This is a genomic window from Arthrobacter sp. NQ4 (genome assembly GCF_029077345.1).
Taxonomy (GTDB): Bacteria; Actinomycetota; Actinomycetes; order Actinomycetales; family Micrococcaceae; genus Arthrobacter.
The window spans coordinates 629,218-649,813 of the sequence record NZ_JARETC010000001.1 but is presented as its reverse complement, the minus strand read 5'-3'; the positions used below and the strand labels follow the sequence as shown (position 1 = coordinate 649,813).

Below are 20,596 nucleotides of genomic sequence, written 5' to 3'. Positions count from 1 at the left end.
TGGTCACGGGCGGCGGCGCCGGGCCCGAAGCCTGGCGCCGTCGTCGGACGTTCTCCTGCGGCCGCCACGGACCAGGCCGGCGAAGGCCAGCACCGCGCCGGCTCCCTCGGCAACAGCGCTGAGGGTCTTCGAGAAAAACCAGACGGGGTCGTACATCGCCGGGATCGGTCCGATGGCCGGGATGTCCACGTACCTGTACAGCACGACGGCGGCGAACGCGCTGAGGGCAACCACCAGGGCCACGGCGTAGGCAGCCCTGCTGCCGCGGACCAGGACATAGACACCGGCCACCAGCGCCGCGGCGGCTTCGAGCAGGAACAGGGTGCCCTGGCTGACAGTGCCAGGCTGCGCGTTCTGGTAGCCCGGGGCCAGGAAGAGGTGGACGCCGGCATCAATGAACAGCGCCAGGGCGGTCAGTAATCGTAGAGCCACGCTTATGTATACGCCGGAAGTTCCCTTCCGGTTCATACGGCCCTGTTTTCCATGTGGGTTTTGGGGGGAATATTTAGGGGCATCCGCAGTCTTGCGCCTGTAGCGGGCGGCTGGGCCTGCGGCCCTACGAGTAAGGAGAACTGCCATGACCCTTCCCAAGGAACTCACGCCTGGAACCTGGACCCTGGACATGTCCCACAGCGAGATCGGCTTCAGCGTCCGCCATGCCGGGATCAGCAAGGTCCGGGGCCGTTTCACCGAAGCCCAGGCCGAGGCACGCGTGGGCCAGTCCCTGGCGGACTCGTCGGTGCACGCCACGGTATCCACCGCCAGCTTCAACTCCGGCGACGCCAACCGCGACGCCCACGTCCGCGGCGAAGACTTCTTCGACGTCGGGAAGTACCCCGAGATGACCTTCCGCGGCACCTCCATCGAAGGGGACGGCGAGGAATACACCCTGACCGGGGACCTCACCATCAAGGGCGTCACCCGGCCCATCGAGCTGGAAGTCGAGTTCACAGGCGTTGCCGTTGACCCGTTCGGCGCTACACGGGCCGGCTTCTCCGCCGAGACGGAGATCAGCCGCAAGGAATTCGGGCTCACCTGGAATGCGGCGCTGGAGGCCGGCGGCCTGCTGGTCAGCGACAAGGTGAAGATCAGCCTGGAAGCGGCCCTGGTCAAGCAGGGCTGACGCAGCAGTTCCGCGGCGCCCGTCTGTCAGGGCGCCGCGGGCCGTACCTTCACGTTGCCCAGCGAACGGATGAGTGCCACCGCGGTGATGGACCCGGCGGCCATGATCGAGGCCAGCACCACCACCTGGAACCGCCCCGCTTCCAGGGGTGAGGCGCCGCCGAAGATGGCGCCCACGAACGCGCCCGGCAGCGTGACCAGGCCGGTGGTCTTGGTCTGGTCCGTGGACGGGATCAACGCTGAATGCACCGCCTGCCGGGCTTGGATCAGGGTGGCCTGCCGCGGCGTGGCACCCAGCGCCAGCCAGCCCTCCACCTGGTCCCATTGCTCCACTACTGCCTCGAAGAAGCGGCGGCCGGCCAGGGTGGCAATGGTCATGGAGTTGCCGATCACGATCCCGCCCACCGCCAGCGCGTACCGCGGGGAGAACTCGATGGCGCCCGTTCCGAACACGACCCCCAGCGTCACCAGGATCCCGGCGGCCATGGTTGCCGCCACCAGCGCAAAGCGCCGCCAGGACCACGTGAGCCGGCGCGCCGCCGTCACGGACGCCACGCTGAACATCACCAGCAGGGCCGCCCCAACCCACAGGGGACTCGTGATGACACCGCCCAGCACCAGGCTGATCACCGCCAGCTGGGCCGCGCCGCGGAGGATGGCCAGGGCGGGGGAGAGGTACGACGGCGTCCGCGCGCCCCACAGGATGCCCACCGTGAGTGCCGCCAGGATGGCAACGGCCACCAGGGTGGGCAGCAGCGCGGCGAGGGTTGGCATGCCGCCAGCTTACTGACCGCACTGCGTCGTAGATCACGCGTCAAGGAATCATTAAGAAATGCCTTTTCGGCGCTCCCGCCCTTTTGGCCGGTGCTAGCTTCGCAAGGGTCGCGATGCAAAGGGCAGCGCGGAAAGGCAGACATGACCACGTTGAGCAGGCCCCCGGCGGATCCGTCCGCGCCCCACGCCCACGGCAGGAAGGCGCTCCAGGACTGGCTGCTGTTTGGGCTGCAGGACAGCAAGGGCGCCCACCCGGGTCCCGGCGGCGTGCCGACGCAGCACGAGAAGAAGCATTCGTGGTGGCAGGTCATGTGCCTGACGGGCGTGGACTACTTCTCCACCCTGGGCTACCAGCCGGCCATCGCCGCGCTGGCCGCAGGGGTCATCTCCCCGCTGGCCACCCTGGTGCTGGTGGCGGTGACCCTGCTCGGCGCCCTGCCGGTGTACCGCAGGGTCGCCGGGGAAAGCCCCCGCGGTGAAGGCTCCATAGCCATGCTCGAGCGGCTGCTGCCCCGGTGGGGCGGCAAGCTCCTGGTGCTGGTCCTCCTGGGGTTCGCCGCCACCGACTTCATGATCACCATGACCCTCTCGGCCGCCGACGCCACCGCGCACCTGCTGGGCAATCCCGTGGCGCCGGGCTGGCTCCAGACCCAGAACGTCCCCGTGACGCTCTTCCTGCTGGCCCTGCTGGCAGCGGTGTTCCTGCGGGGATTCAAGGAAGCCATCGGCGTCGCGGTGGTCCTGGTGGTTCTCTACCTGGGCTTGAACGCCGTGGTGGTGGTCGCCACCCTGGCGCAGGTGCTCACGCACCCCGCGGCCACGGGGGACTGGTGGACCAACCTGTGGGTGTCGCACGGAAACCCGGTCATGGCCGTGGCCATCGCGCTGCTGGTGTTTCCCAAGCTGGCCCTGGGCCTCTCCGGCTTCGAAACCGGCGTGGCCGTGATGCCGCAGGTGCGGGGCGCTGAGGACGACACGGAGGAGAACCCCGCAGGCCGCATCCGGGGCGCCCGGCGCATGCTCACCACCGCCGCTGTGATCATGAGCGTTTTCCTGCTGACCACCAGCTTCATCACCGTGGTTCTGATCCCGGAACAGGAATTCCAGCCCGGCGGCCAGGCCAACGGCCGTGCCCTGGCCTTCCTGGCGCACGAATACCTGGGTGTGGGCTTCGGCAGCGTCTATGACATCAGCACCATCGGCATCCTCTGGTTCGCCGGCGCCTCGGCCATGGCAGGGCTGCTGAACCTGGTGCCGCGGTACCTCCCGCGCTACGGCATGGCTCCGGCCTGGGCCAAGGCTGTGCGGCCCCTGGTCCTCGTCTTCACCCTGATCGGCTTCCTGATCACCTTCATCTTCAACGCCGACGTCGACGCCCAGGGCGGCGCGTACGCCACCGGCGTCCTGGTGCTGATGACTTCCGCCGCGGTGGCCGTCACGCTCTCGGCGCGCCGGCGGAGGCAGCGGAACCTCACGGTGGGCTTCGGCGTCATTTCGGTCGTGTTCGCGTACACCACGGTGGCCAACATCTTCGAACGGCCCGAGGGCATCCGGATCGCCGCCATCTTCATCCTCGGCATCATCGTCATCTCGCTGCTGTCCCGGGTCCGCCGTTCCTTCGAGCTGCATGCGACCCGGGTTCACCTGGACCAGCAGGCCCTGGAGTTCATGTCCAGCGCCCTGGACGGGCCCATCGCCATCATCGCCCACGAGCCGCTGCGGATGTCCGCGGAGGCCTACCGGGACAAACTCGAGTCAGCCATCGAGGTCAGCCACCTCCCGCTGGCAGGTGACGCCCTGTTCCTGGAGGTCGTCGTGGACGACTCCTCGGATTTCGAAACCGAACTGCACGTCCGCGGCGTGAACCGGCACGGGTACCACATCCTGGAAGTCCACGGCCCGGTGGTGCCCAACACCATCGCCTCTGTGCTGCTGCACATCCGGGACGTCACGGGCCTGATGCCGCACATCTACTTCCGCTGGACCGAGGGGAACCCCATCACCAACCTGGTCCGGTTCCTGTTCCTGGGCGAGGGCGAGATCGCGCCGGTGACCCGCGAGGTGCTGCGCGAGGCCGTACCGGACGTTACCCAGCGGCCCTGGGTCCACGTCGGCTGATGGGCTCCACCGCGGCCGCAACCCGGGCGGCGTCCGCCAGGCTGGAAGGGGCGTTCGCGCTGAAGGCTGCCTCGGCGTCGTCCTCCCATACGCCTGCCGCGAGCACCACAACGTGCACCATGTCGCCGTAGGAATCGTTGCAGGCAAGGATGTCGCCGGGAACCCGGTGCGGATGCGGGCCGGCTGAGGGCCAGGGCTGGAAGATGACCCACCACGGGTCCCCGTCCTGGTCCGGGAAGGTGTAGCCGGCCACAGGATGAAGGGCGCGGCCGTTCAGCCCGCGTCCGCCGTAGCCCTCCACGGCGTCGGCGGATGCGGCGAACTTGACCCTGCCGCGGTCCGCTGGCTCCTCATCCCACCGCATCTGCCCTCCCTGGCTTCATGCCTGCCTATGCCTCCATCAAAGGGCCGCACGGGTGGAATCGGGGCGGGAGGGCTGTTTTATTGACGAATTTTTTACGCCGCCGCCTGCCTGGGCGGTGGCCCGCGGGCGCCACACCATAATGGGATCCATGGACAGCCCCGTAACCATCCGCCCCATGTGCCCCGATGACTGGGACGCCGTCCACGCAATTTACGCCGCCGGCATTGCCACGGGGGAGGCGACGTTCGAGAGCGAGCCGCCCACCTGGGAAGCGTTCGACGCCGTGCGGTTGCCTGAGCACCGGATCGTCGCCGGGGATGCGGGGCGGGTCCTGGGCTGGGCCGCCGTGTCCCGGGTTTCCTCCCGTGAGGTGTACCGGGGGCTGGTGGAGCACTCCATTTATGTTGACCCGCAGGCCCAGGGCCGGGGCGTGGGCCGGCTCCTCCTCGCGGCCCTGATCGAATCCACGGAGGCGGCGGGCATCTGGACCATCCAGTCCAGCATCTTTCCCGAGAACGCCGCCAGCCTGGCACTGCACCAAAAGCTGGGCTTCCGGGTGGTGGGGACCCGGGAGCGGATTGCGCAGATCAGCAACGGCCCCAAGGCCGGGCACTGGCAGGACACGCTGCTGCTGGAACGCCGCAGCGGCGTGGTGGGGATGGAATAGCTCCTACCGCGAGGGCAGGGTCCGGATCTCTGCGCCGCGTCCGCCCAGGGTTCAGCACGCGATAGCCGACTCACCTGCTGCGGTGGAGGGGTGATTGACGCATACTGATCCTATGAACATGGCAGGTGCCGCCTCATGGTTGCCTTGGCTGGTCCTCATCCCGTGCCTGGCCATATGGGTGTATAGCCTGGTCGACTTCATCCAAACCGACGAACGGGAGATGCGAACTTTCAGCAGGGACACCTGGCTGGTTCTCCTCGTCTTTGGAAGTGTGGTGGGCGGGTTGGCGTGGCTCGCAGCAGGCCGCCCCCGGCTGCCTGGAGTTCATCGCTGAACCTCGTGCAGCCCGCACATAGCTTGGGCGGAATTGCCGGCGGCGCAGTTCACTGTCACCCCAGCAACGCCTCGAGATCCGGAAGCCGGCAGAACAAGTCGGGGAGGCCACGCACCCCGTCGCGCACGGACTCATGCGACAGCGCGAGGTCTGGCCCGGTGCTTGCCTCAACACCGGCGAGGCACCGGAGGATGTTCCACCTCGTGTGCCCCAGCCAGCCGCCGATTATGAACGCAAACCAGCTTGGACCCTGCGGCGGCAGCGTTCCGCCCCCCGCCACATAGCCGTCGAGAACCGAGCGGAAAATGGCGGGCCTGATGTCATCGACGCCGGGCCCCTTCGCAAGGCTCAGCGCGGTCGATCCGAGCTCGCCGGACAGGTCGAGCATCCCCGAGAGTTCCCAGTCGAGCACCACCGGCCGGCCCTCTCGAGCGAGCAGGTTCCACGGTTGGATGTCTCTGTGCGTCAGAACGACTGGGCCTGGCCGGTTGCAGGTGTCAACGAAGCGGGCAATCGCGAGGAACGTTTCGACCTGGGAGGCGAGCTCTGCAGCCCACGGTTGTCCGGTCGCCGCCGCCTGGACGGCGAGCTCAGCCCAGTCCCTTGACGCCTGCTCCTCGATCAACGCGTCGCTCCACCCGACGTCGAGCGAATGGATACGCGCGAGAATCTCACCGATCTCAAACGCGTAGCTCGCCGACACCGGCGCTTCGGCCTTCCCGCCGTCGACCCATCGGTGAACGAGTGTGTTGTGGTTGGCCGAAATCGGCTCTGGCATCGGAATGCCGGCAGCGAAGGCGGCCCGCTCAAACCGGAGCACGTCCTTGATGCGATAGGGCCAGCGGCGATCGACCAGGTTCAACTCCTTCACCGCGAACGACCCATCGTCAGTGTCGAGCCGGTACATCCGGTTGGCGAACCCGCCATGGACGCGAATCATCGGCCCGACGGGCACGCCGAGATGCGAAAGGTTCACCTCCCCATTTTAGGAGGCGGCGGTTGGTCGATGCCCGAGGTGAACGTGGTGGGGACGGAATAGCTCCTACCGCGAGGGCAGGGTCAGGATCTCGGCGCCGTCCTCGGTGATGGCGATGGTGTGCTCGGTGTGTGCCGTCCGGCAGCCGGTGGCGCTCCTGAGGGTCCAGCCGTCGTCGTCCGTTACCAGCTCCGCCGTGTCCGCCATGATCCACGGCTCCAGGGCCAGCAGCAGCCCGGGCCGCAGCTTGAAGCCGCGGCCGGGCCGCCCCGTATTGGGGACGTGCGGATCCTGGTGCATGGTGGACCCGATCCCATGGCCGCCGAACTGCGTGTTGACCGGATATCCCGCATCGCTGAGGACCCGGCCGATGGCGTAGGAGATGTCGCCGATCTTCGCGGCCGGCCCCGCGGCGGCGATTCCGGCGGCCAGCGCCCGCTCGGTGGCCTCGATCATGGCCACGCTCTCCGCCGGGCGTGATTCGCCCACAATGAAGCTGATGGCGGCGTCGGCGGCCATCCCGTTCTTGACGACGGCGAGGTCCAGGGTCAGCAGGTCGCCGTCGGCCAGGTCGTAGTTGTGGGGGAGTCCGTGCAGCACGGCATCGTTGACGCCCGTGCAGATGTAGTGCCCGAACGGGCCCCGGCCAAACGACGGGGCGTAGTCCACGTAGCAGGATTCGGCCCCGGCCTCGGTGATCATCTCCTTGGTCCACTGGTCGATGTCCAGGAGGTTGGTGCCCACCGTGGCGCGGCTCTTCATGGCCTGCAGGATGTCCGCCACCAGGGCGCCGGTCTCCCGGGCGCGGGCCACTTCAGCGGGGTTCAGGATCTCGATCATGGTGGCGCCCTTCATCTCCGGCCGGTAAATCTACGGGCCATCCTATTTGTCCTTTCTCCGCGCGCCGCAAGGGAAGAGCGTAATCAGCGGGAAAATATGGGGATTGCCAAAGACATAGATGAATGTAAATATTTATGTGTGTCTATGTCCCTGAAACTGACCCCTGTGGCAGCCGCGGCGTGCTGCTCGCCGCTTGCGCGCGAGCCGTTGACCGAGCCGGAAGCGGAAGGAGTCGTCCCACTGCTGAAGGCGCTGGCCGATCCTGTCCGGCTGCGGCTGATGTCCCTGGTTGCCTCCCATGAGGGCGGCGAGGCCTGCGTCTGCGACCTGAACGATGCCTTCGAGCTGTCCCAGCCCACCATCAGCCACCACCTGAAGATCCTGCACGAGGCGGGGCTGCTGGACCGGGAGAAGCGCGGCGTGTGGGTCTACTACCGGGCCCGGACCGAGGCGCTGCAGAACCTGGCGGCCCTGATCGGCGGGCAGGCAGCGTGAGTGTGCTGGGCCGCAAAGCTGCCGCGGAGTTCGTGGGCACCGCGTTCCTGGTGATGGCCGTGGTGGGCTCGGGCGTCATGGCCTCGCGGCTTTCACCGGACGACGCCGGGCTGCAGCTTCTGCAGAACAGCCTCGCCACGGGTGCCGCGCTGGTGGCCCTGATCGTGGCACTCCAGCCGGTCTCGGCGTCGTTCAATCCCGTGGTGACCCTGGTGGAACGGGCCCTGGGCCTGATCGATACAGGGACCACCGCGGCGTTAGTGGCCGCGCAGGTTCTGGGCGGCCTGGCCGGCACCGTGGCGGCCAACCTGATGTTCGGGCTTGACGCGGTCACGGTTTCAACTCACGTCCGCACCGGTCCCGCGCTCTGGCTGGGCGAGCTCATCGCCACCGTAGGGCTGCTGGTGGTCATCTTCGGCACCGTGCGCTCCGGCCGGGCAGACCGGGTCGCCTTCGCCGTCGGCGGCTACATCACCGCAGCGTACTGGTTCACCAGCTCCACCAGCTTCGCCAACCCCGCCGTGACCATCGCCCGGACGGTCACGGACACCTTCGCCGGCATCGCGCCGTCGTCGGCCCCTGCCTTCATCCTCGCCCAACTGTTGGGCGGCGCCGCCGGGTACGTCCTGGTCCGGTTCCTTTACCCACCCCTCGCAACTCCCGCCGTCGCCACGGCTGACCGAAAGGTGCTCTCATGAGCCAGAAGCCCTCCGTCCTGTTCGTCTGCGTCCACAACGCGGGCCGGTCCCAAATGGCGGCCGCCTTCCTCACCACGCTGTCCAAGGGCGCCATCGAGGTCCGCTCCGCCGGATCGCAGCCGGCCGAGAAGGTCAACCCGGCCGCCGTCGAGGCGATGGCCGAGGTGGGCATCGACATGTCTGCCGAGATCCCCAAGGTCCTCACCACTGAGGCCGTGAAGGATTCCGACGTGGTGATCACCATGGGCTGCGGCGACGAGTGCCCCTACTTCCCGGGCAAGCGCTACGAGGACTGGGTCCTGGAGGACCCCGCCGGCAAGGGCGTCGACTCCGTGCGGCCCATCCGCGACGAGATCAAGGGCCGCGTCGAAGCCCTGATCGCCTCCCTTATCCCCGCTTCGGCCTGAAAGGTTGACGCCATGACATCACAGGAGTCACTGCCCGTAGCCGTAATCGGCGCCGGACCCGTAGGCCTGGCCGCCGCCGCGAACCTGCTGGAACGCGGGCTGGAACCGCTCGTCTTCGAGGCAGGTCCCGCCGTCGGGGCAACCATCCGTCAATGGGGGCACGTCCGCGTGTTCTCCACCTGGAAGTACAACGTGGACCCCGCCTCGGTGCGGCTGCTGGAGCGCCACGGCTGGGAAGCTCCACGGCCCACCGCGCTGCCGTACGGGTCGCAGATCGTCTCCGAATACCTTGAGCCGCTTGCCGCGACGCCGGAGCTCAAGGACCGGATCCGGACCGGGTCCCGGGTTGTTGCCGTCACCCGGCAGGGCATGGACAAGGGCCGCAGCCAGGGCCGTGACAGTGCCCCGTTCCTCCTTCGCATAGGACACGACGGCGGCCAGGTCACCGAGGTGCTGGCCCGCGCCGTGATTGATACGTCCGGTACCTGGAGCAGCCCGGCGCCGCTGGGATCGTCCGGCCTGGCCGTTCCGGGTGAGGCCGAGGCGCGTGCAGCCGGGCTGGTCACAGGCCCCCTGCCGGACGTTTCCGCTGGTGGTTTTGCCGGCCGCCGCACGCTGGTCATCGGCTCCGGGCATTCGGCCGCCAACATGGTGCTGGACCTGGCCCGCGTGGCCCGCGCCAACCCTGGCACTGAAGTCCTGTGGGCCATCCGCGCCGCCACCCCGGCCCGGGCCTACGGCGGCGGCGACGCCGACCAGCTGCCCGCCCGCGGCCAGCTCGGGGCCCGGCTCCGCACCGCCGTCGAGAGCGGCGCTGTCCGGCTCCTGACCAGCTTCCACACGGCGTCCATCGACGTTCGAGGCGACGCCCTGACCGTGCACGCGGCGGACGGCCGGTCCGTGTCGGTGGACCGGGTCATTCCCGCCACGGGGTTCCGCCCGGATTTGGCCATGCTGTCCGAGCTGCGGCTGGACCTGGACCCCGCCGTCGAGGCACCCAAGGCCCTGGGCCCGCTGATCGACCCGGATTTCCACAGCTGCGGCACCGTTCCTGCCCACGGCGCCCGGATCCTTGAGCAGCCGGAAAAGGACTTCTACCTGGCGGGCATGAAGTCCTACGGCCGCGCGCCCACGTTCCTCATGGCCACCGGGTACGAGCAGGTCCGCTCCATCGCCGCCGCCCTGGCCGGGGACACCGCAGCCGCGGACGCCGTCGAACTTGAACTTCCGGAAACCGGCGTGTGCTCCACGTCCGTTCCGGACGACGCCGGGGATGCTGGCGCGGACACCTGCTGCTCCGCCCCGATGCCGGTGACGATCGGTTTTGCCACCGGACTGCAGCACGGCCGCAGCAGCGAACCGGCGGACGCGTAGGCGTGCCTTAGGGAGCCGACGGGTCACCCCAGTTGATGCCGATGGATCGGCCGCGGGAGAAATGGGCGTTTGCGATGTCGTTGACTTCGCGCAGACTCTTCCCCGGGTGGGCCAGCCGGATCCACTCGTAGTCCCATTCCTGCATGTCCCGTACGCGGCTTATCCGTTTGTGGGCCCGCAGTTGGGCCGTCAGGTCTTCGCCGGTGGGGACCACGCGGGGCGGGGCAGCCACGGGTTGCGGCCTGGGTGGTGGTGGCACCTTCGCCGGGCGGGCCGGGGCATTGGCGGAGCGGACCAGCGCCACAGTCAGCCCAACCACACCTGCAGCAATCAGCAGGACCCACCAGTACTGGATGATCAGGGCTACGACGATGAGGACGAAGAAGGGGGCGCACCCGATAGCGCCGGCGCCCTTGCCGGCTGAGCGGCGTCGTATGGCTGCCATGCTGGTTCCTCTTGCGGAGTGGTGGAACGTGAGGAATTCACTCTCGCACCGGGCGTGCGCCCTGTCATGAGTACCGGGTACTCGATTTTGCGATGCCCGATTTCGTTGCGGCCCAGGGTTTCCAGTTCCCCAACTGGGTCGCATTTGTTGTCGTTTTGACGCCCCAGAACGACAACAACTGCGACCTAGTTGGGTTAGTCGGTGATGTCCGTGCTGGTGCTCAGCTCCTGCCACTGGTCCAGCTCGGCGCGCTGGGCCTCGGCCACCTTGCCGAATGCACCGAAGGCGTCCGTGCCCAGGACCAGCAGGCCCGGCGGGTTGGGGGAATCGACGACGGCGAGGATCGCCTTGGCTGCCTTGTCCGGGTCCCCGGGCTGGTTCCCGTGGGCGGTGTCGACTTCCTTGCGGCGCTTGCCGGCCGTGTCCGCGTAGTCCCCGATCGCCGTCGTAGACTGTGTGAGCGAGCGGCCGGCGAAGTCGGTGCGGAAGCCGCCCGGCTCGATGGCGGTGACGTTGATGCCCAGCGGCTTCAGTTCGTTGCGGAGCGATCCGGACATGCCCTCCAGCGCTGCCTTGGTGGCCGCGTAGTAGCCCGAGCCGGCCGGGGTGATGCGCGCCCCGATGGAGGAGATGTTCAGGATGGACCCCGACTTGTTGGCGCGCATGCCGGGGACCACGGCCTTGATCATGTCCACTGCGCCGAAGAAGTTGGTGTCGAAGAGGCGGCGGATGTCGGCGTCGTCCGCTTCCTCCACGGCGGCGCGGTAACCGTAGCCGGCGTTGTTCACCAGGACGTCGATGCTGCCGAACTTATCCTCGGCTGCCTTCACGGCGGCGGTGATCTGCGCCTTGTCCGTCACGTCGAGGGGGAGGGACAGTGCGGTGTCGGGGAAGCCGGCGGTGATGTCCTGGACTGCCTCGACGTTCCGGGCGGTGACGACGGCGTTGTGCCCGGATGCGAGCACGGTTTCCGCGAGTGCCCGGCCAAGTCCGGTGGAGCAGCCTGTGATGAGCCACGTTGCCATGGGTTTTCCTTTCATAGGGGAGTGGGTAGTAAGGCGGGAAGCGGCACTTAAGGCCGGTGCCGCCGTCGTGCCTGTGCTGTCAGTTCATGGGCGCCGTAGCTGTTGTCGTCGGGGTTGACGGTGACGCCGGGGGCCACCAGCTGGTCAATGCGGTCCAGGACCTCGGGGGCAAGCCTGGTGTCCGCGGCGGGGAGGTACGACTCGAGCTGCTCCATGGTGCGGGGCCCCACGATCGCGGCCGTGACGCCGGGGTGGTTGATCACGAATGCGATGGCCAGCTCGATCATCGTGACGCCTGCCCATTCGGCCACCTGGGCGAGCTCCTCCACGATGTCCAGCTTGCGCTGGTTGGCGGGCTGGGTCATGTCGAACCGGGCGCTGGGCCGGGCACTCGAGGCGGGCCTGGACGCGGAGTCCTTCCGCCACCGGCCGGAGAGCCAGCCGCCGGCCAGCGGGCTGTAGGTCAGGGTGCCCATCCCGTGCCGCTCCACCGTGGGGAGGACGTCCTCCTCAATGCCGCGGGCCAGGATGGAGTACGGCGGCTGCTCCGTGACGAACCGCTCCAGGTTGCGCTCGCGGGACGCCCACTGCGCCTCCACGATCTGGGAGCCGGAGTAGGACGAGGAGCCGATGTAGCGGACCTTGCCCTGCCGGACCAGGTCGGTGAGGGCGCCCAGGGTTTCCCCAACATCAGTGTCCGGGCTGGGCCGATGGACCTGGTAGAGGTCGATGTGGTCGGTGTTGAGCCGGCGCAGTGAGTTCTCCACCTCCCGCATGATCCAGCGCCGCGAGCCGCCGCGCTGGTTGGGGTCTTTTTCGTCCATGGGCATGAAGAACTTGGTGGCCAGGAAAACGTCGTCGCGCTTTCCCGCAATCGCTTCGCCGACGATCTCCTCCGAAGCGCCGCCGGAGTAGACGTCCGCGGTGTCGATGAAGTTGATGCCGGCGTCCAGGGCGCGGTGGATGATGCGGGTGGCGTCGGCGCGGTCGTCATTGCCCCAGGGGCCGAACATCATGGCGCCCAGGCAGAGGGGGCTGACCTGCACACCGGTGCGGCCGAGCGGGCGGTATTCCATAGTTGCTTCTCCTTTAGGCTTCCGGGATGACCATGGCGAACCGCTCCGGGCGGGCCACATCAGGGTCCGGTCCGCTGCGGACGCCGGTGTCCAGGGCGTCGATGGTCTGGAGCTCCGCCGGGGACAGCTCAAAGCCGAACACGTCGAAGTTCTCCGCGATGCGGGCCGGGTTGGTGGATTTGGGGATGGCGGAGCGGCCCTGCTGCAGGTGCCAGCGGAGCATCACCTGCGCGGGCGTCTTGCCGTGGGCCTTCGCGACGGCGGCAATCGCCGGGTCCCGCATGACGTTCTTCCGGTTCTCGCCCCACCCCGGATAAAAGGTGATGCCGCCGATGGGCGACCACGCCTGGGTCAGGATGCCGTGCTCCGCGTCCGCTGACTGGACCTCCCGCTGCTGGAAGTAGGGGTGCAGCTCGATCTGGTTCACGGCGGGGACGGTGTCTGTCTCGGCGAGCAGCTGCTGAAGGTGGTGCGGCATGAAGTTGCTGACGCCGATGGCCCGCACACGCCCGTCCTTGAGCAGGGTTTCCAGGGCCTTGTACGCGGCGACGGTCTTTTCCATCCGGTCCGGCGCGGGCTGGTGCAGGATGAGCAGGTCCAGCTGTTCCACGCCCAGCTTGCCCACCGCCTTGTCCCAGGCGTGCAGTGCCTCGTCGTAGCCGTAGTCGCTGACCCACACCTTCGTTTCGATGAAGACCTCTTTGCGCGGCAGCCCGGACCGGCGGATGCCTTCGCCCACCTCGCGCTCGTTGCCGTACGCGGCGGCGGTGTCGATGTGCCGGTAGCCCACCTCGAGCGCTGTCTGGACGGCCGCCGTCGTCTCTTCCGGGGGACTTTGGAAAACGCCCAGGCCGAGTACGGGCATGGTGATTCCGTTGTTGAGTTTCAGTTCCATGCCTCCACGCTATTTCGGCGCGCGGGTTTGTGGGAGGGCTTGCCAGTCCCTCCTTCGCTGCCTGCCCGGGGCGTAGCGTGGGGGCATGACCAACAGCGAGGACGTGCGGAAATTCCTGACCTCCCGCCGCGCCCGGCTCACCCCGGAGGACGCCGGGCTGCCGGCGTACGGCGGCAACCGGCGCGTGGCGGGGCTCCGGCGGGAGGAGGTGGCCATGCTTGCGGGCCTCAGCATCGACTACTACATCCGGCTGGAGCGGGGGAACCTTTCGGGCGCGTCGGACAGCGTCCTGGAGGCCTTGGGGCGGGCGCTGCAGTTGGACGACGCCGAGGCGGCCCACCTTTTCGACCTGGCCCGCGCGGCCACCGCAGCCCCGCGGGTGCGGCGGAAGCGGAGCCCCCTGACCGTGCGCCCCAGCGTGCAGCGGGTGATCGACGCGATCACGACGGCGCCCGCCTGGGTCCGCAACGACCGCGGCGACGTCCTGGCCTCCAATGAGCTGGGCCGGGCCCTGTACCTGGAGATGATGGCCGACGCCGGCACCCCGCCCAACAGCGCCCGGTTCACCTTCCTGAATCCGAAGGCACGGGAGTTCTTCCGGGACTGGGAGCGCAGCGCGGACGACATCGTGGCCGTCCTGCGGTCCACCGCCGGGAAGAACCCGTACGACAAGGACCTGTCCGACCTGATCGGCGAGCTGTCCACCCGCAGCGAGGAGTTCCGGATCCGCTGGGCCCGGCACGATGTGAAGTACCACCGCACGGGCCGGAAACGGCTGCACCACTCGATCGTCGGGGATCTGGACCTGACCTATGAGGCGATGGAGCTTCCCGCGGATCCTGGCCTGCGGATCAACATCTACACGGCCGAGCCCGGCACGCCCTCCGAGGACTCACTGAAGGTCCTGGCTAGCTGGGCCGCGACGCAGCAGGCAGCCGCGCAGGGCGGAGGGGCGCAGCCCGCGCCCGGGGTGCCCGCCCGGGACGGCTGATCCGGCCGGCACCATTGGCAGCCAAACTAGTCGCCGGCGCCGTCCTTGCGGATGATGCGGGCGGCGGCGATGGCCCCGGCCAGGGAAATCAAGCCGACGATGACCAGGAGCGTGGCCGGACCCCAGGAGGCGTTGCCTGACACGGTCAGGAAGAGGGTGGCCAAGGCTGGCATAAAACCAGCGATCACCGCGGACAGGTTTGCGGACAGCCCCATCCCTGAGTACTTCACGTTGGCCGGGAACAGGCGCTCCAACAGGGCCCCGATAATGGCATAGGTGATGCCGCAGGGGCCGAACGCCAAGACCATGGCCAGCGTGATCATCCCCGGATCCCTGGTGTCCACCAGCGCAAAAATGGGGAAGCCGAGGGCGATGAACACCACGTAGCCGGCAATCGCGGTCCTGGCGGCCCCGAACCGGTCGGCAGCAAACCCGGCCAGGACGGTGACCACCATTTGCACCACGGCGCCGACCGTCATGGCAGTAAGAATGACCGACGGCGCCAGGCCCAGCACCCGCGTGACGTAACTGATCATGAACGTCGTGAGGATAAAGAAGCCGGCGTTGCCTACGAGGTAGGCGGCAACGCCGATGGCCAGCCGGCCGGGTGCTGCCTTGATGAGCTGCAGCAGGGGTGCTTTCCGGGTGTCTTCGGATTCCTCCAGCTCGCGGAACACGGGTGTCTCTTCGATTTTCCACCGCATCCACAGGGCAACTCCCACCAGGATCAGCGACGCGAGGTAGGGCAGGCGCCAGCCCCAGGACATGAATGCATCCTTGGGCAGTAGGGTTACCAGGGTGATCGCGGCCGTGGACAACAGCGTGCCCACCGGTGAACCCAGCTGGACCAGTGCCGCGTACAGCGCACGCCGGCGTTCCGGCGCGTACTCCACCGCCATGAGCGTGGCGCCGCCCCATTCGCCGCCCGTGGCCACACCCTGGACGGCGCGGAGCAGGGTCAGCAGGATGGGGGCGACGATGCCGGCCGTTGCATAGGTGGGCAGCAGGCCCATGAGGGCCGACGCCACGCCCATCATCATCACGGTGGCCACCAGGGCGCCCCTGCGGCCATACTTGTCACCCACGTGGCCGAAGATCACGGCGCCGATGGGCCGGGCAACGAAGGCCACGCTAAAGCTCAGGAACGCGGAGACGGTGGATGCCACCGGATCGGAGCCCGGGAAGAACAACGGCGCGAATACGATCGCAGCGGTGGTGCCAAAGAGGAAGAAGTCGTACCACTCCAGGGCTGTGCCGATGAAGGCGGCCGCCACCACCTTCCCCGGCGAAGATCCGGAGGCGGGGGACCCACCGGAATCGCCACGGGTAGCAGTTGACGACGCCGGGCCGGGACGTGTGTGCGGAACGCCGGCTCCCGCCGGGGTGCCAGTGGTGGAACCTGTAGGCATGCCAGGTGTCCTCTCTGCTGCAAACGGAAGATCGACTGCATTGAGAGTAGGGTCAACCAGCCCATGCTTACCAATACTTTTTATTGCGCAAGACCATGCCGTCTAGGCATGCTTAGCGGATGAACTACCGGAGACTCGAATACTTCCTGGCTGTAGTGGATGCCGGCACGGTTACGGCGGCGGCGGAGGAGCTGCGAATCGCACAGCCAGCCCTGAGCCGCCAGCTCCGCACTTTGGAGCGTGAAATTAAGATGCCGCTGTTCGAGACGCGCGGCAACCGGCTGGTCCTCACCCAGGCGGCCCACTCCTTCGTGGATCTGGCCCGCCGCCTCATCCAGCAGACCCGTGCGACGGAGGAAGCGGTTACGGCCCTGCGCAGCGGTGAGGTGGCCACCCTTACCGTCGCCGCCACCACAGCCTCCATCCGCGGATTCCTTGCCCCCTTCATCGCCACCACCAGCCCCCGGGACCCACTGCTGCTGGCCCGCGAAACCACGCACTTCGGCATCCACGAAACGCTGCTGCACGGCGCGGATCTGATCATCGCGCCGACGCCGCAAAAACCGGACCTGGAATCCCTGGACCTGGGCAGCATCCCGCTCAAGGCTTATGTGGGCCCGGACCACCCCTGGGCGTTGGAGGGGCGAACGCAGGTGGACCTGGCTGAGCTGGCGGGAGCTCCCCTGATCCTGCCGTCGCACAGCAGCGTCAGCCGCTACATGCTGGACGACGCCCTGAACCAGCAGCGCCTCGCACCGGTGGAAATCCACGAGTGCGAGGACGGACTCTCCATTCAAGCGCTCGCCGCCGCGGGCCGCGGGGCGGGGGTTACCACAGATCTCCCGCACTACGGCGCGCACCCCCTGCTGATCAGCACCAACGGGCGGGACGGCGGCGGCGCAACAGGCGCCGTGCTGCAGCTTCCGTTGCATGCCGCCTGGCTTCCCAGCCATTACGCCGCGGACCTCATCCGGAGCATCGCTGGCCGCATCCGCGACTTCCTCAACAGCCAGGGTGCTACCCTCCGGCCGACCGAGGACGGAGGCCAGTAGTAGCCCAGGAACAAGCACCGCAGCCGACCCTCCACCCTTCAGCCGCTGACAGGTCAGCATGCTTTTTAGGCATGGTAGAGAAACTTTTTTCGCATTAGACAGCATAGAAACCCTCCGCTCTACTTGATGAAACGAGACGCCGGACACATCGGCGTCACCCCATCAGGACCCGGAGGCAAGGATGCTTTTTGACGCGCTGTTCACCAACGGTGTGATCCACACCCAGGACGCGGCCTGTCCAACGGCACACAGCCTTGGCGTCCACAACGGCCGAATCATCAGCCTGGACAACGAACTGCCAGCCACGTCATTCCGTGAGGTGCACAACCTGGGCGCAGCCGCCGTCGTCCCCGGATTCAACGACGCGCACCTCCACCTGACCTACCTGGGCGAGGCCCAGCTGCAGGTTGACCTGCGCCCCGCCGCGGTGACCGGCATGGACCAGGTGCTGGCCGCCGTCGGCCAAGCCTGCAGAGATGCTCCCCCCGGTGCCTGGGTGATCGGCGCCGGCTACGACCAGAACTATCTGGGGGACACACACCCCACCGCCGAGATGCTGGACCGGGTCAGCCAGGGCCATCCCGTTTGGTTGATCCACAATTCCCGCCACATGGGCGTGGCCAACACGGAGGCGTTCGAGCGCGCCGGATTCCCCGGGCGGCGCAACGTCCCCGTGCCCGACGGCGGCGCCGTGGCCAAGGATGCCAACGGCAATGCCGCGGGACTTCTTCAGGAAACGGCCCGGGCGCTGGTCACCGCCGCCATACCGGGCAAGACCGCTGAAGATGTCGCCGCCATGGTGGGTGCCGGCAGCCGCGTGGCCCTGGACCTGGGCATCACCAGCATCACCGAACCCGGCCTGGGTGCCCCTGCACATATCGGGCACAGCGCCGTGGACGTGGCGGGCTACCAGCTGGCCCGGGACACCGGCCGGCTGGGCGTCCGCGCCACCGTGATGCCCTACCTCACCGCCCTCCATCCATTGACAGGCAACGCCGACGAGGCAGCCGGCGCACCCTTTGGCCTTGACCTCGGCCTCCGTTCAGGGCTCGGGGACGAATGGCTCCGCATCGGGCCGGTCAAGATCCTGTCCGACGGCTCCATGATCGGCCGCAGCGCATTCATGTGCTGCGACTACCCGGCCGACGACGCTGCCGGAATCTCCAACCGCGGCATGCTCCAATTCCCAGCGGACAACCTCCGGGACTGGCTGACCGGGGCCCACCGCTCGGGTTGGCAGGTCGCCGTGCACGCCATCGGCGACGCGGCCCTGGACGTCGTTATGGACATCCTCGAAGATGCCCAGCGGCAACACCCACGGCCGGACACCCGGCACCGGATCGAACACCTCAGCACCGCCAGCGACCTCCAGCTCAAACGGGCAGCAGCACTGGGACTCGTCGGAGTCCCGCAGGGCCGGTTCATCTCCGAACTGGGCGACGGCGTGGTCCGCGCCGTCGGGCAGGACCGGGTCCCCTCCATCTACCGGGTCAAAGGCCTGCTGGACGCCGGGATGGAGATCCCCGCAAGCACCGACGCTCCCGTGGTGGACGCCAGCCCCATCCTGAACATTCACGATCTGGTCAACCGCCGGACGGCTTCGGGCGCGGACTTTGGCCCGGAAGAACGCATCACCGTGGCGCAGGCGGTGCGCGCCTACACCGTGGGCAGTGCCTACGCCGTCCACGAAGAACAGTACAAAGGCACACTTTCCCACGGCATGCTGGCGGACTTCGTCACCCTGTCCGAGGACCTCTACCGGGTGGACGCCCGGAACATCCGCGATGTGAAGGTCACCGGCACTTTCGTTGCCGGCAGGCCCGTCCACTCCACCCGCTGAAAACCCACCAAGGAGCTTCCAAATGCAACACCCCACCGCCGCGGCCCACGCAGGCCAGGCCATCGTTGATTCCCTGGCCCTGCACGGCGTCAAACGCGTCTTCGCCGTCCCCGGCGAGAGCTACCTGGCCGTCTTGGACGGCCTGCACGGCGCAGCCATCGAAACCGTTGTGTGCCGCCAGGAAGGGGGCGCCGCGTACATGGCAGAAGCCCACGGCAAGTTCACCGGGGAGCCCGGCGTGGCCCTGGTGACCCGCGGACCCGGCGCCGCCAACGCGTTCGTCGCCATCCACAGCGCCTGGCAGGACGGCACCCCCATGGTCCTTTTCGTGGGCCTGATCCCCACCGCCGATCGGATGCGGGAGTCCTTCCAGGAGTTCGATCCCCACGCCTGGTTCGGCACGCAGGCAAAGCGCGTCTTCGTCCTGGACGAGGCCCGTCGCGCCTCCGAAGTTGTCGCCGAGGCCTTCTTCGCCGCCAAGTCCGGCCGCCCCGGCCCCGTCATCGTAGGACTCCCCGAGGACGTCATCACCCACGAATTCACCGGCCCCCTGCACCAACCCATCGCCGTCACGGAAGGGGCGGTCTCCCCACACGAACTGGAGCACCTCACACAGACCGTTGCCTCTGCCCGGAAGCCGCTGATCTTCACCGGCGGGCAGCGCTGGACCCCGGAAGCTGCTGCCACCATCACCCGCTTCGCCGAAACCAACGGCATCCCCGTCATCCAGGACTGGCACGCCGCTGACCGCATACCGTCCACCTCTCCGGTCAACGCGGGCTCCCTGGGCTACGGCCGCACGGACACCGCCGCCAGGATGTTCGAGGAAGCGGATGTGCTGCTGGCCATCGGGGCAGTCCCCACCGACGTCCCCACGGACGGCTTCACGCTGCGCCAGTCCCCGGATGCCGTGAACATCCTGGTGACCATCGATACGTCGCTCCGCGGCCGGTCGGGCGCCGTCACCAGCCACATCCTCGCCTCACCGGTGGCGTTCGCCCGGGCTGTGGACGGCATGAACTTTGGGCTCGCGGGGGAGTGGGACGCCTGGCGTTCCGCGGGCCGCCAGGCACAGGAACAACTGGCCACCGTGCCGGATTACGCCACCCTGCCGGACACCCGGGAAGGAACCGCCCACATGTCCGTCGTGATGGGCGAGCTGGTCCGACGGCTCCCGAACGACGTGGTGAGCACCTTCGGCGCCGGCAACCACTGCGCCTGGGCCCAGAACTACCTGCCCACCACCGAATTCCCCGCCCAGCTGGGCACCCGCAACGGCTCCATGGGCTACTCCATCCCATCCGCAGTCGCCGCCTCGCTGGAAAGCCCGGACCGGCTGGCCGTGGCAGTGTGCGGAGACGGTGAGTTCCTGATGAACGGCCAGGAAATGGCCACCGCCGCGCAGTACGGCGCCCCGCTGCTCGCCATCGTGATGGACAACGGCCAGTACGGCACCATCCGCTCACACCAGGAAGCCCATTTCCCGGGGCGCATCAGCGGCACCCAGCTGGAGAACCCGGACTTCGCAGCCCTGGCCCGCGCCTTCGGGGCCCACGGCGAAACCGTCACCTCCGACGGGCAGGCCGCATCCGCCGTCGAACGAGCCCTCAAAGCCGTCCAGGAACAGGGCCGGCCGGCGCTCATCCATGTCATCACCGACCAGCTCATTGCCCTCCCGTAACCCGGGTACCCAG

22 protein-coding genes are annotated in these 20,596 nt (G+C 68.1%); 12 read left to right on the top strand and 10 right to left on the bottom strand.

Annotated features, from left to right (window positions below; genetic code table 11):
* Positions 1-3 precede the first annotated feature (3 nt).
* Positions 4-432, bottom strand: a complete 429-nt coding sequence (locus tag PUN51_RS03045; RefSeq protein WP_275179868.1) for a hypothetical protein — start codon at positions 430-432, stop codon at positions 4-6.
* Positions 433-577: 145 nt separating this feature from the next.
* On the opposite strand from PUN51_RS03045, the gene PUN51_RS03040 reads away from it, so the two are divergent.
* A complete protein-coding gene (locus PUN51_RS03040) occupies positions 578-1,123 on the top strand; it encodes a YceI family protein (RefSeq protein WP_275179867.1) in 546 nt (181 codons plus the stop codon).
* 26 nt (positions 1,124-1,149) lie between these two features.
* On the opposite strand, the gene PUN51_RS03035 is transcribed toward PUN51_RS03040, so the two are convergent.
* Positions 1,150-1,896, bottom strand: a complete 747-nt coding sequence (locus tag PUN51_RS03035; RefSeq protein ID WP_275179866.1) for an ABC transporter permease — start codon at positions 1,894-1,896, stop codon at positions 1,150-1,152.
* A 141-nt stretch (positions 1,897-2,037) separates the two neighbouring features.
* Between PUN51_RS03035 and PUN51_RS03030 the strand changes: the two genes are divergently transcribed.
* Positions 2,038-4,014 carry an amino acid transporter gene (locus PUN51_RS03030; protein ID WP_159633205.1) on the top strand — a complete coding sequence of 659 codons (1,977 nt, stop codon included), beginning with the start codon at positions 2,038-2,040 and terminating at the stop codon, positions 4,012-4,014.
* Here PUN51_RS03030 and PUN51_RS03025 read toward each other — a convergent pair.
* Positions 3,983-4,378 (bottom strand): hypothetical protein, encoded by a 396-nt coding sequence (locus tag PUN51_RS03025; RefSeq protein WP_224026906.1) that lies wholly within the window; start codon positions 4,376-4,378, stop codon positions 3,983-3,985. The two genes, PUN51_RS03030 and PUN51_RS03025, sit on opposite strands and share 32 nt — an antisense overlap.
* 148 nt (positions 4,379-4,526) lie before the next feature.
* Here PUN51_RS03025 and PUN51_RS03020 point away from each other — a divergent pair, with 148 nt between their 5' ends.
* Together PUN51_RS03020 and PUN51_RS20805 are read left to right on the top strand one after the other, a co-directional pair.
* A complete protein-coding gene (locus tag PUN51_RS03020) occupies positions 4,527-5,045 on the top strand; it encodes a GNAT family N-acetyltransferase (protein ID WP_275179865.1) in 519 nt (172 codons plus the stop codon).
* A 112-nt stretch (positions 5,046-5,157) separates the two neighbouring features.
* Positions 5,158-5,379: a PLDc N-terminal domain-containing protein gene (locus PUN51_RS20805; protein ID WP_374114912.1), complete on the top strand. Its 222-nt coding sequence runs from the start codon at positions 5,158-5,160 to the stop codon at positions 5,377-5,379.
* A 55-nt stretch (positions 5,380-5,434) separates the two neighbouring features.
* Here the strand turns inward: PUN51_RS20805 and PUN51_RS03015 are convergent, their stop codons facing one another.
* Both PUN51_RS03015 and map read right to left on the bottom strand, forming a co-directional pair.
* Complete coding sequence (locus PUN51_RS03015) at positions 5,435-6,355, bottom strand: phosphotransferase family protein (RefSeq protein ID WP_275179864.1); 921 nt, start codon at positions 6,353-6,355, stop codon at positions 5,435-5,437.
* A 66-nt stretch (positions 6,356-6,421) separates the two neighbouring features.
* Positions 6,422-7,195 carry a type I methionyl aminopeptidase gene (gene map, locus PUN51_RS03010; RefSeq protein WP_275179974.1) on the bottom strand — a complete coding sequence of 258 codons (774 nt, stop codon included), beginning with the start codon at positions 7,193-7,195 and terminating at the stop codon, positions 6,422-6,424.
* Between the two features lie 144 nt (positions 7,196-7,339).
* On the opposite strand from map, the gene PUN51_RS03005 reads away from it, so the two are divergent.
* The 4 genes from PUN51_RS03005 to PUN51_RS02990 are packed head-to-tail and all read left to right on the top strand — an operon-like array spanning position 7,340 to position 10,169.
* Positions 7,340-7,690 carry an ArsR/SmtB family transcription factor gene (locus PUN51_RS03005; protein WP_275179973.1) on the top strand — a complete coding sequence of 117 codons (351 nt, stop codon included), beginning with the start codon at positions 7,340-7,342 and terminating at the stop codon, positions 7,688-7,690.
* Complete coding sequence (locus tag PUN51_RS03000; RefSeq protein WP_275179863.1) at positions 7,687-8,388, top strand: aquaporin; 702 nt, start codon at positions 7,687-7,689, stop codon at positions 8,386-8,388. The genes PUN51_RS03005 and PUN51_RS03000 overlap by 4 nt, the downstream gene beginning before the upstream one ends.
* A complete protein-coding gene (locus PUN51_RS02995) occupies positions 8,385-8,795 on the top strand; it encodes an arsenate reductase ArsC (protein ID WP_159633187.1) in 411 nt (136 codons plus the stop codon). The genes PUN51_RS03000 and PUN51_RS02995 overlap by 4 nt, the downstream gene beginning before the upstream one ends.
* A 12-nt stretch (positions 8,796-8,807) precedes the next feature.
* On the top strand, positions 8,808-10,169 hold the full coding sequence (locus PUN51_RS02990) for an FAD-dependent oxidoreductase (protein ID WP_275179862.1): 1,362 nt from the start codon (positions 8,808-8,810) through the stop codon (positions 10,167-10,169).
* A gap of 7 nt (positions 10,170-10,176) precedes the next feature.
* On the opposite strand, the gene PUN51_RS02985 is transcribed toward PUN51_RS02990, so the two are convergent.
* The 4 genes from PUN51_RS02985 to PUN51_RS02970 all read right to left on the bottom strand — a co-directional run bounded on the left by PUN51_RS02985 (position 10,177) and on the right by PUN51_RS02970 (position 13,610).
* On the bottom strand, positions 10,177-10,614 hold the full coding sequence (locus PUN51_RS02985) for a hypothetical protein (protein WP_275179861.1): 438 nt from the start codon (positions 10,612-10,614) through the stop codon (positions 10,177-10,179).
* 194 nt (positions 10,615-10,808) lie between these two features.
* On the bottom strand, positions 10,809-11,639 hold the full coding sequence (locus PUN51_RS02980) for an oxidoreductase (protein ID WP_275179860.1): 831 nt from the start codon (positions 11,637-11,639) through the stop codon (positions 10,809-10,811).
* A gap of 47 nt (positions 11,640-11,686) precedes the next feature.
* On the bottom strand, positions 11,687-12,715 hold the full coding sequence (locus PUN51_RS02975; RefSeq protein ID WP_275179859.1) for an aldo/keto reductase: 1,029 nt from the start codon (positions 12,713-12,715) through the stop codon (positions 11,687-11,689).
* Positions 12,716-12,728: 13 nt separating this feature from the next.
* On the bottom strand, positions 12,729-13,610 hold the full coding sequence (locus PUN51_RS02970) for an aldo/keto reductase (RefSeq protein WP_275179858.1): 882 nt from the start codon (positions 13,608-13,610) through the stop codon (positions 12,729-12,731).
* An 85-nt stretch (positions 13,611-13,695) separates the two neighbouring features.
* Between PUN51_RS02970 and PUN51_RS02965 the strand changes: the two genes are divergently transcribed.
* Positions 13,696-14,601: a helix-turn-helix transcriptional regulator gene (locus PUN51_RS02965; protein WP_275179857.1), complete on the top strand. Its 906-nt coding sequence runs from the start codon at positions 13,696-13,698 to the stop codon at positions 14,599-14,601.
* 26 nt (positions 14,602-14,627) lie between these two features.
* Here the strand turns inward: PUN51_RS02965 and PUN51_RS02960 are convergent, their stop codons facing one another.
* Positions 14,628-16,010, bottom strand: a complete 1,383-nt coding sequence (locus tag PUN51_RS02960; RefSeq protein WP_275179856.1) for an MFS transporter — start codon at positions 16,008-16,010, stop codon at positions 14,628-14,630.
* A gap of 119 nt (positions 16,011-16,129) precedes the next feature.
* On the opposite strand from PUN51_RS02960, the gene PUN51_RS02955 reads away from it, so the two are divergent.
* The 3 genes from PUN51_RS02955 (at position 16,130) to PUN51_RS02945 (ending at position 20,583) form a co-directional block, all read left to right on the top strand.
* Entirely contained in the window at positions 16,130-17,062 is a 933-nt protein-coding gene (locus PUN51_RS02955) for a LysR family transcriptional regulator (RefSeq protein WP_275179855.1), read from the top strand.
* 181 nt (positions 17,063-17,243) lie between these two features.
* Positions 17,244-18,902: an amidohydrolase gene (locus PUN51_RS02950; RefSeq protein ID WP_275179854.1), complete on the top strand. Its 1,659-nt coding sequence runs from the start codon at positions 17,244-17,246 to the stop codon at positions 18,900-18,902.
* A 22-nt stretch (positions 18,903-18,924) separates the two neighbouring features.
* Positions 18,925-20,583 carry a thiamine pyrophosphate-dependent enzyme gene (locus tag PUN51_RS02945; RefSeq protein WP_275179853.1) on the top strand — a complete coding sequence of 553 codons (1,659 nt, stop codon included), beginning with the start codon at positions 18,925-18,927 and terminating at the stop codon, positions 20,581-20,583.
* Positions 20,584-20,596 lie beyond the last annotated feature (13 nt).

Bases quoted from the DNA above. Each gene is read 5' to 3' on its own strand.
- PUN51_RS03005 (WP_275179973.1), top strand. From the start codon at position 7,340: ATGTCCCTGAAACTGACCCCTGTGGCAGCCGCGGCGTGCTGCTCGCCG.
- PUN51_RS02975 (WP_275179859.1), bottom strand. From the start codon at position 12,715: ATGGAATACCGCCCGCTCGGCCGCACCGGTGTGCAGGTCAGCCCCCTC.
- PUN51_RS02955 (WP_275179855.1), top strand. From the start codon at position 16,130: ATGAACTACCGGAGACTCGAATACTTCCTGGCTGTAGTGGATGCCGGC.
- PUN51_RS03020 (WP_275179865.1), top strand. From the start codon at position 4,527: ATGGACAGCCCCGTAACCATCCGCCCCATGTGCCCCGATGACTGGGAC.
- PUN51_RS03040 (WP_275179867.1), top strand. From the start codon at position 578: ATGACCCTTCCCAAGGAACTCACGCCTGGAACCTGGACCCTGGACATG.
- map (WP_275179974.1), bottom strand. From the start codon at position 7,195: ATGATCGAGATCCTGAACCCCGCTGAAGTGGCCCGCGCCCGGGAGACC.
- PUN51_RS02950 (WP_275179854.1), top strand. From the start codon at position 17,244: ATGCTTTTTGACGCGCTGTTCACCAACGGTGTGATCCACACCCAGGAC.
- PUN51_RS02960 (WP_275179856.1), bottom strand. From the start codon at position 16,010: ATGCCTACAGGTTCCACCACTGGCACCCCGGCGGGAGCCGGCGTTCCG.
- PUN51_RS03030 (WP_159633205.1), top strand. From the start codon at position 2,038: ATGACCACGTTGAGCAGGCCCCCGGCGGATCCGTCCGCGCCCCACGCC.
- PUN51_RS03025 (WP_224026906.1), bottom strand. From the start codon at position 4,378: ATGCGGTGGGATGAGGAGCCAGCGGACCGCGGCAGGGTCAAGTTCGCC.
- PUN51_RS02945 (WP_275179853.1), top strand. From the start codon at position 18,925: ATGCAACACCCCACCGCCGCGGCCCACGCAGGCCAGGCCATCGTTGAT.
- PUN51_RS02980 (WP_275179860.1), bottom strand. From the start codon at position 11,639: ATGGCAACGTGGCTCATCACAGGCTGCTCCACCGGACTTGGCCGGGCA.
- PUN51_RS02995 (WP_159633187.1), top strand. From the start codon at position 8,385: ATGAGCCAGAAGCCCTCCGTCCTGTTCGTCTGCGTCCACAACGCGGGC.
- PUN51_RS02985 (WP_275179861.1), bottom strand. From the start codon at position 10,614: ATGGCAGCCATACGACGCCGCTCAGCCGGCAAGGGCGCCGGCGCTATC.
- PUN51_RS02990 (WP_275179862.1), top strand. From the start codon at position 8,808: ATGACATCACAGGAGTCACTGCCCGTAGCCGTAATCGGCGCCGGACCC.
- PUN51_RS02965 (WP_275179857.1), top strand. From the start codon at position 13,696: ATGACCAACAGCGAGGACGTGCGGAAATTCCTGACCTCCCGCCGCGCC.
- PUN51_RS02970 (WP_275179858.1), bottom strand. From the start codon at position 13,610: ATGGAACTGAAACTCAACAACGGAATCACCATGCCCGTACTCGGCCTG.
- PUN51_RS20805 (WP_374114912.1), top strand. From the start codon at position 5,158: ATGAACATGGCAGGTGCCGCCTCATGGTTGCCTTGGCTGGTCCTCATC.
- PUN51_RS03035 (WP_275179866.1), bottom strand. From the start codon at position 1,896: ATGCCAACCCTCGCCGCGCTGCTGCCCACCCTGGTGGCCGTTGCCATC.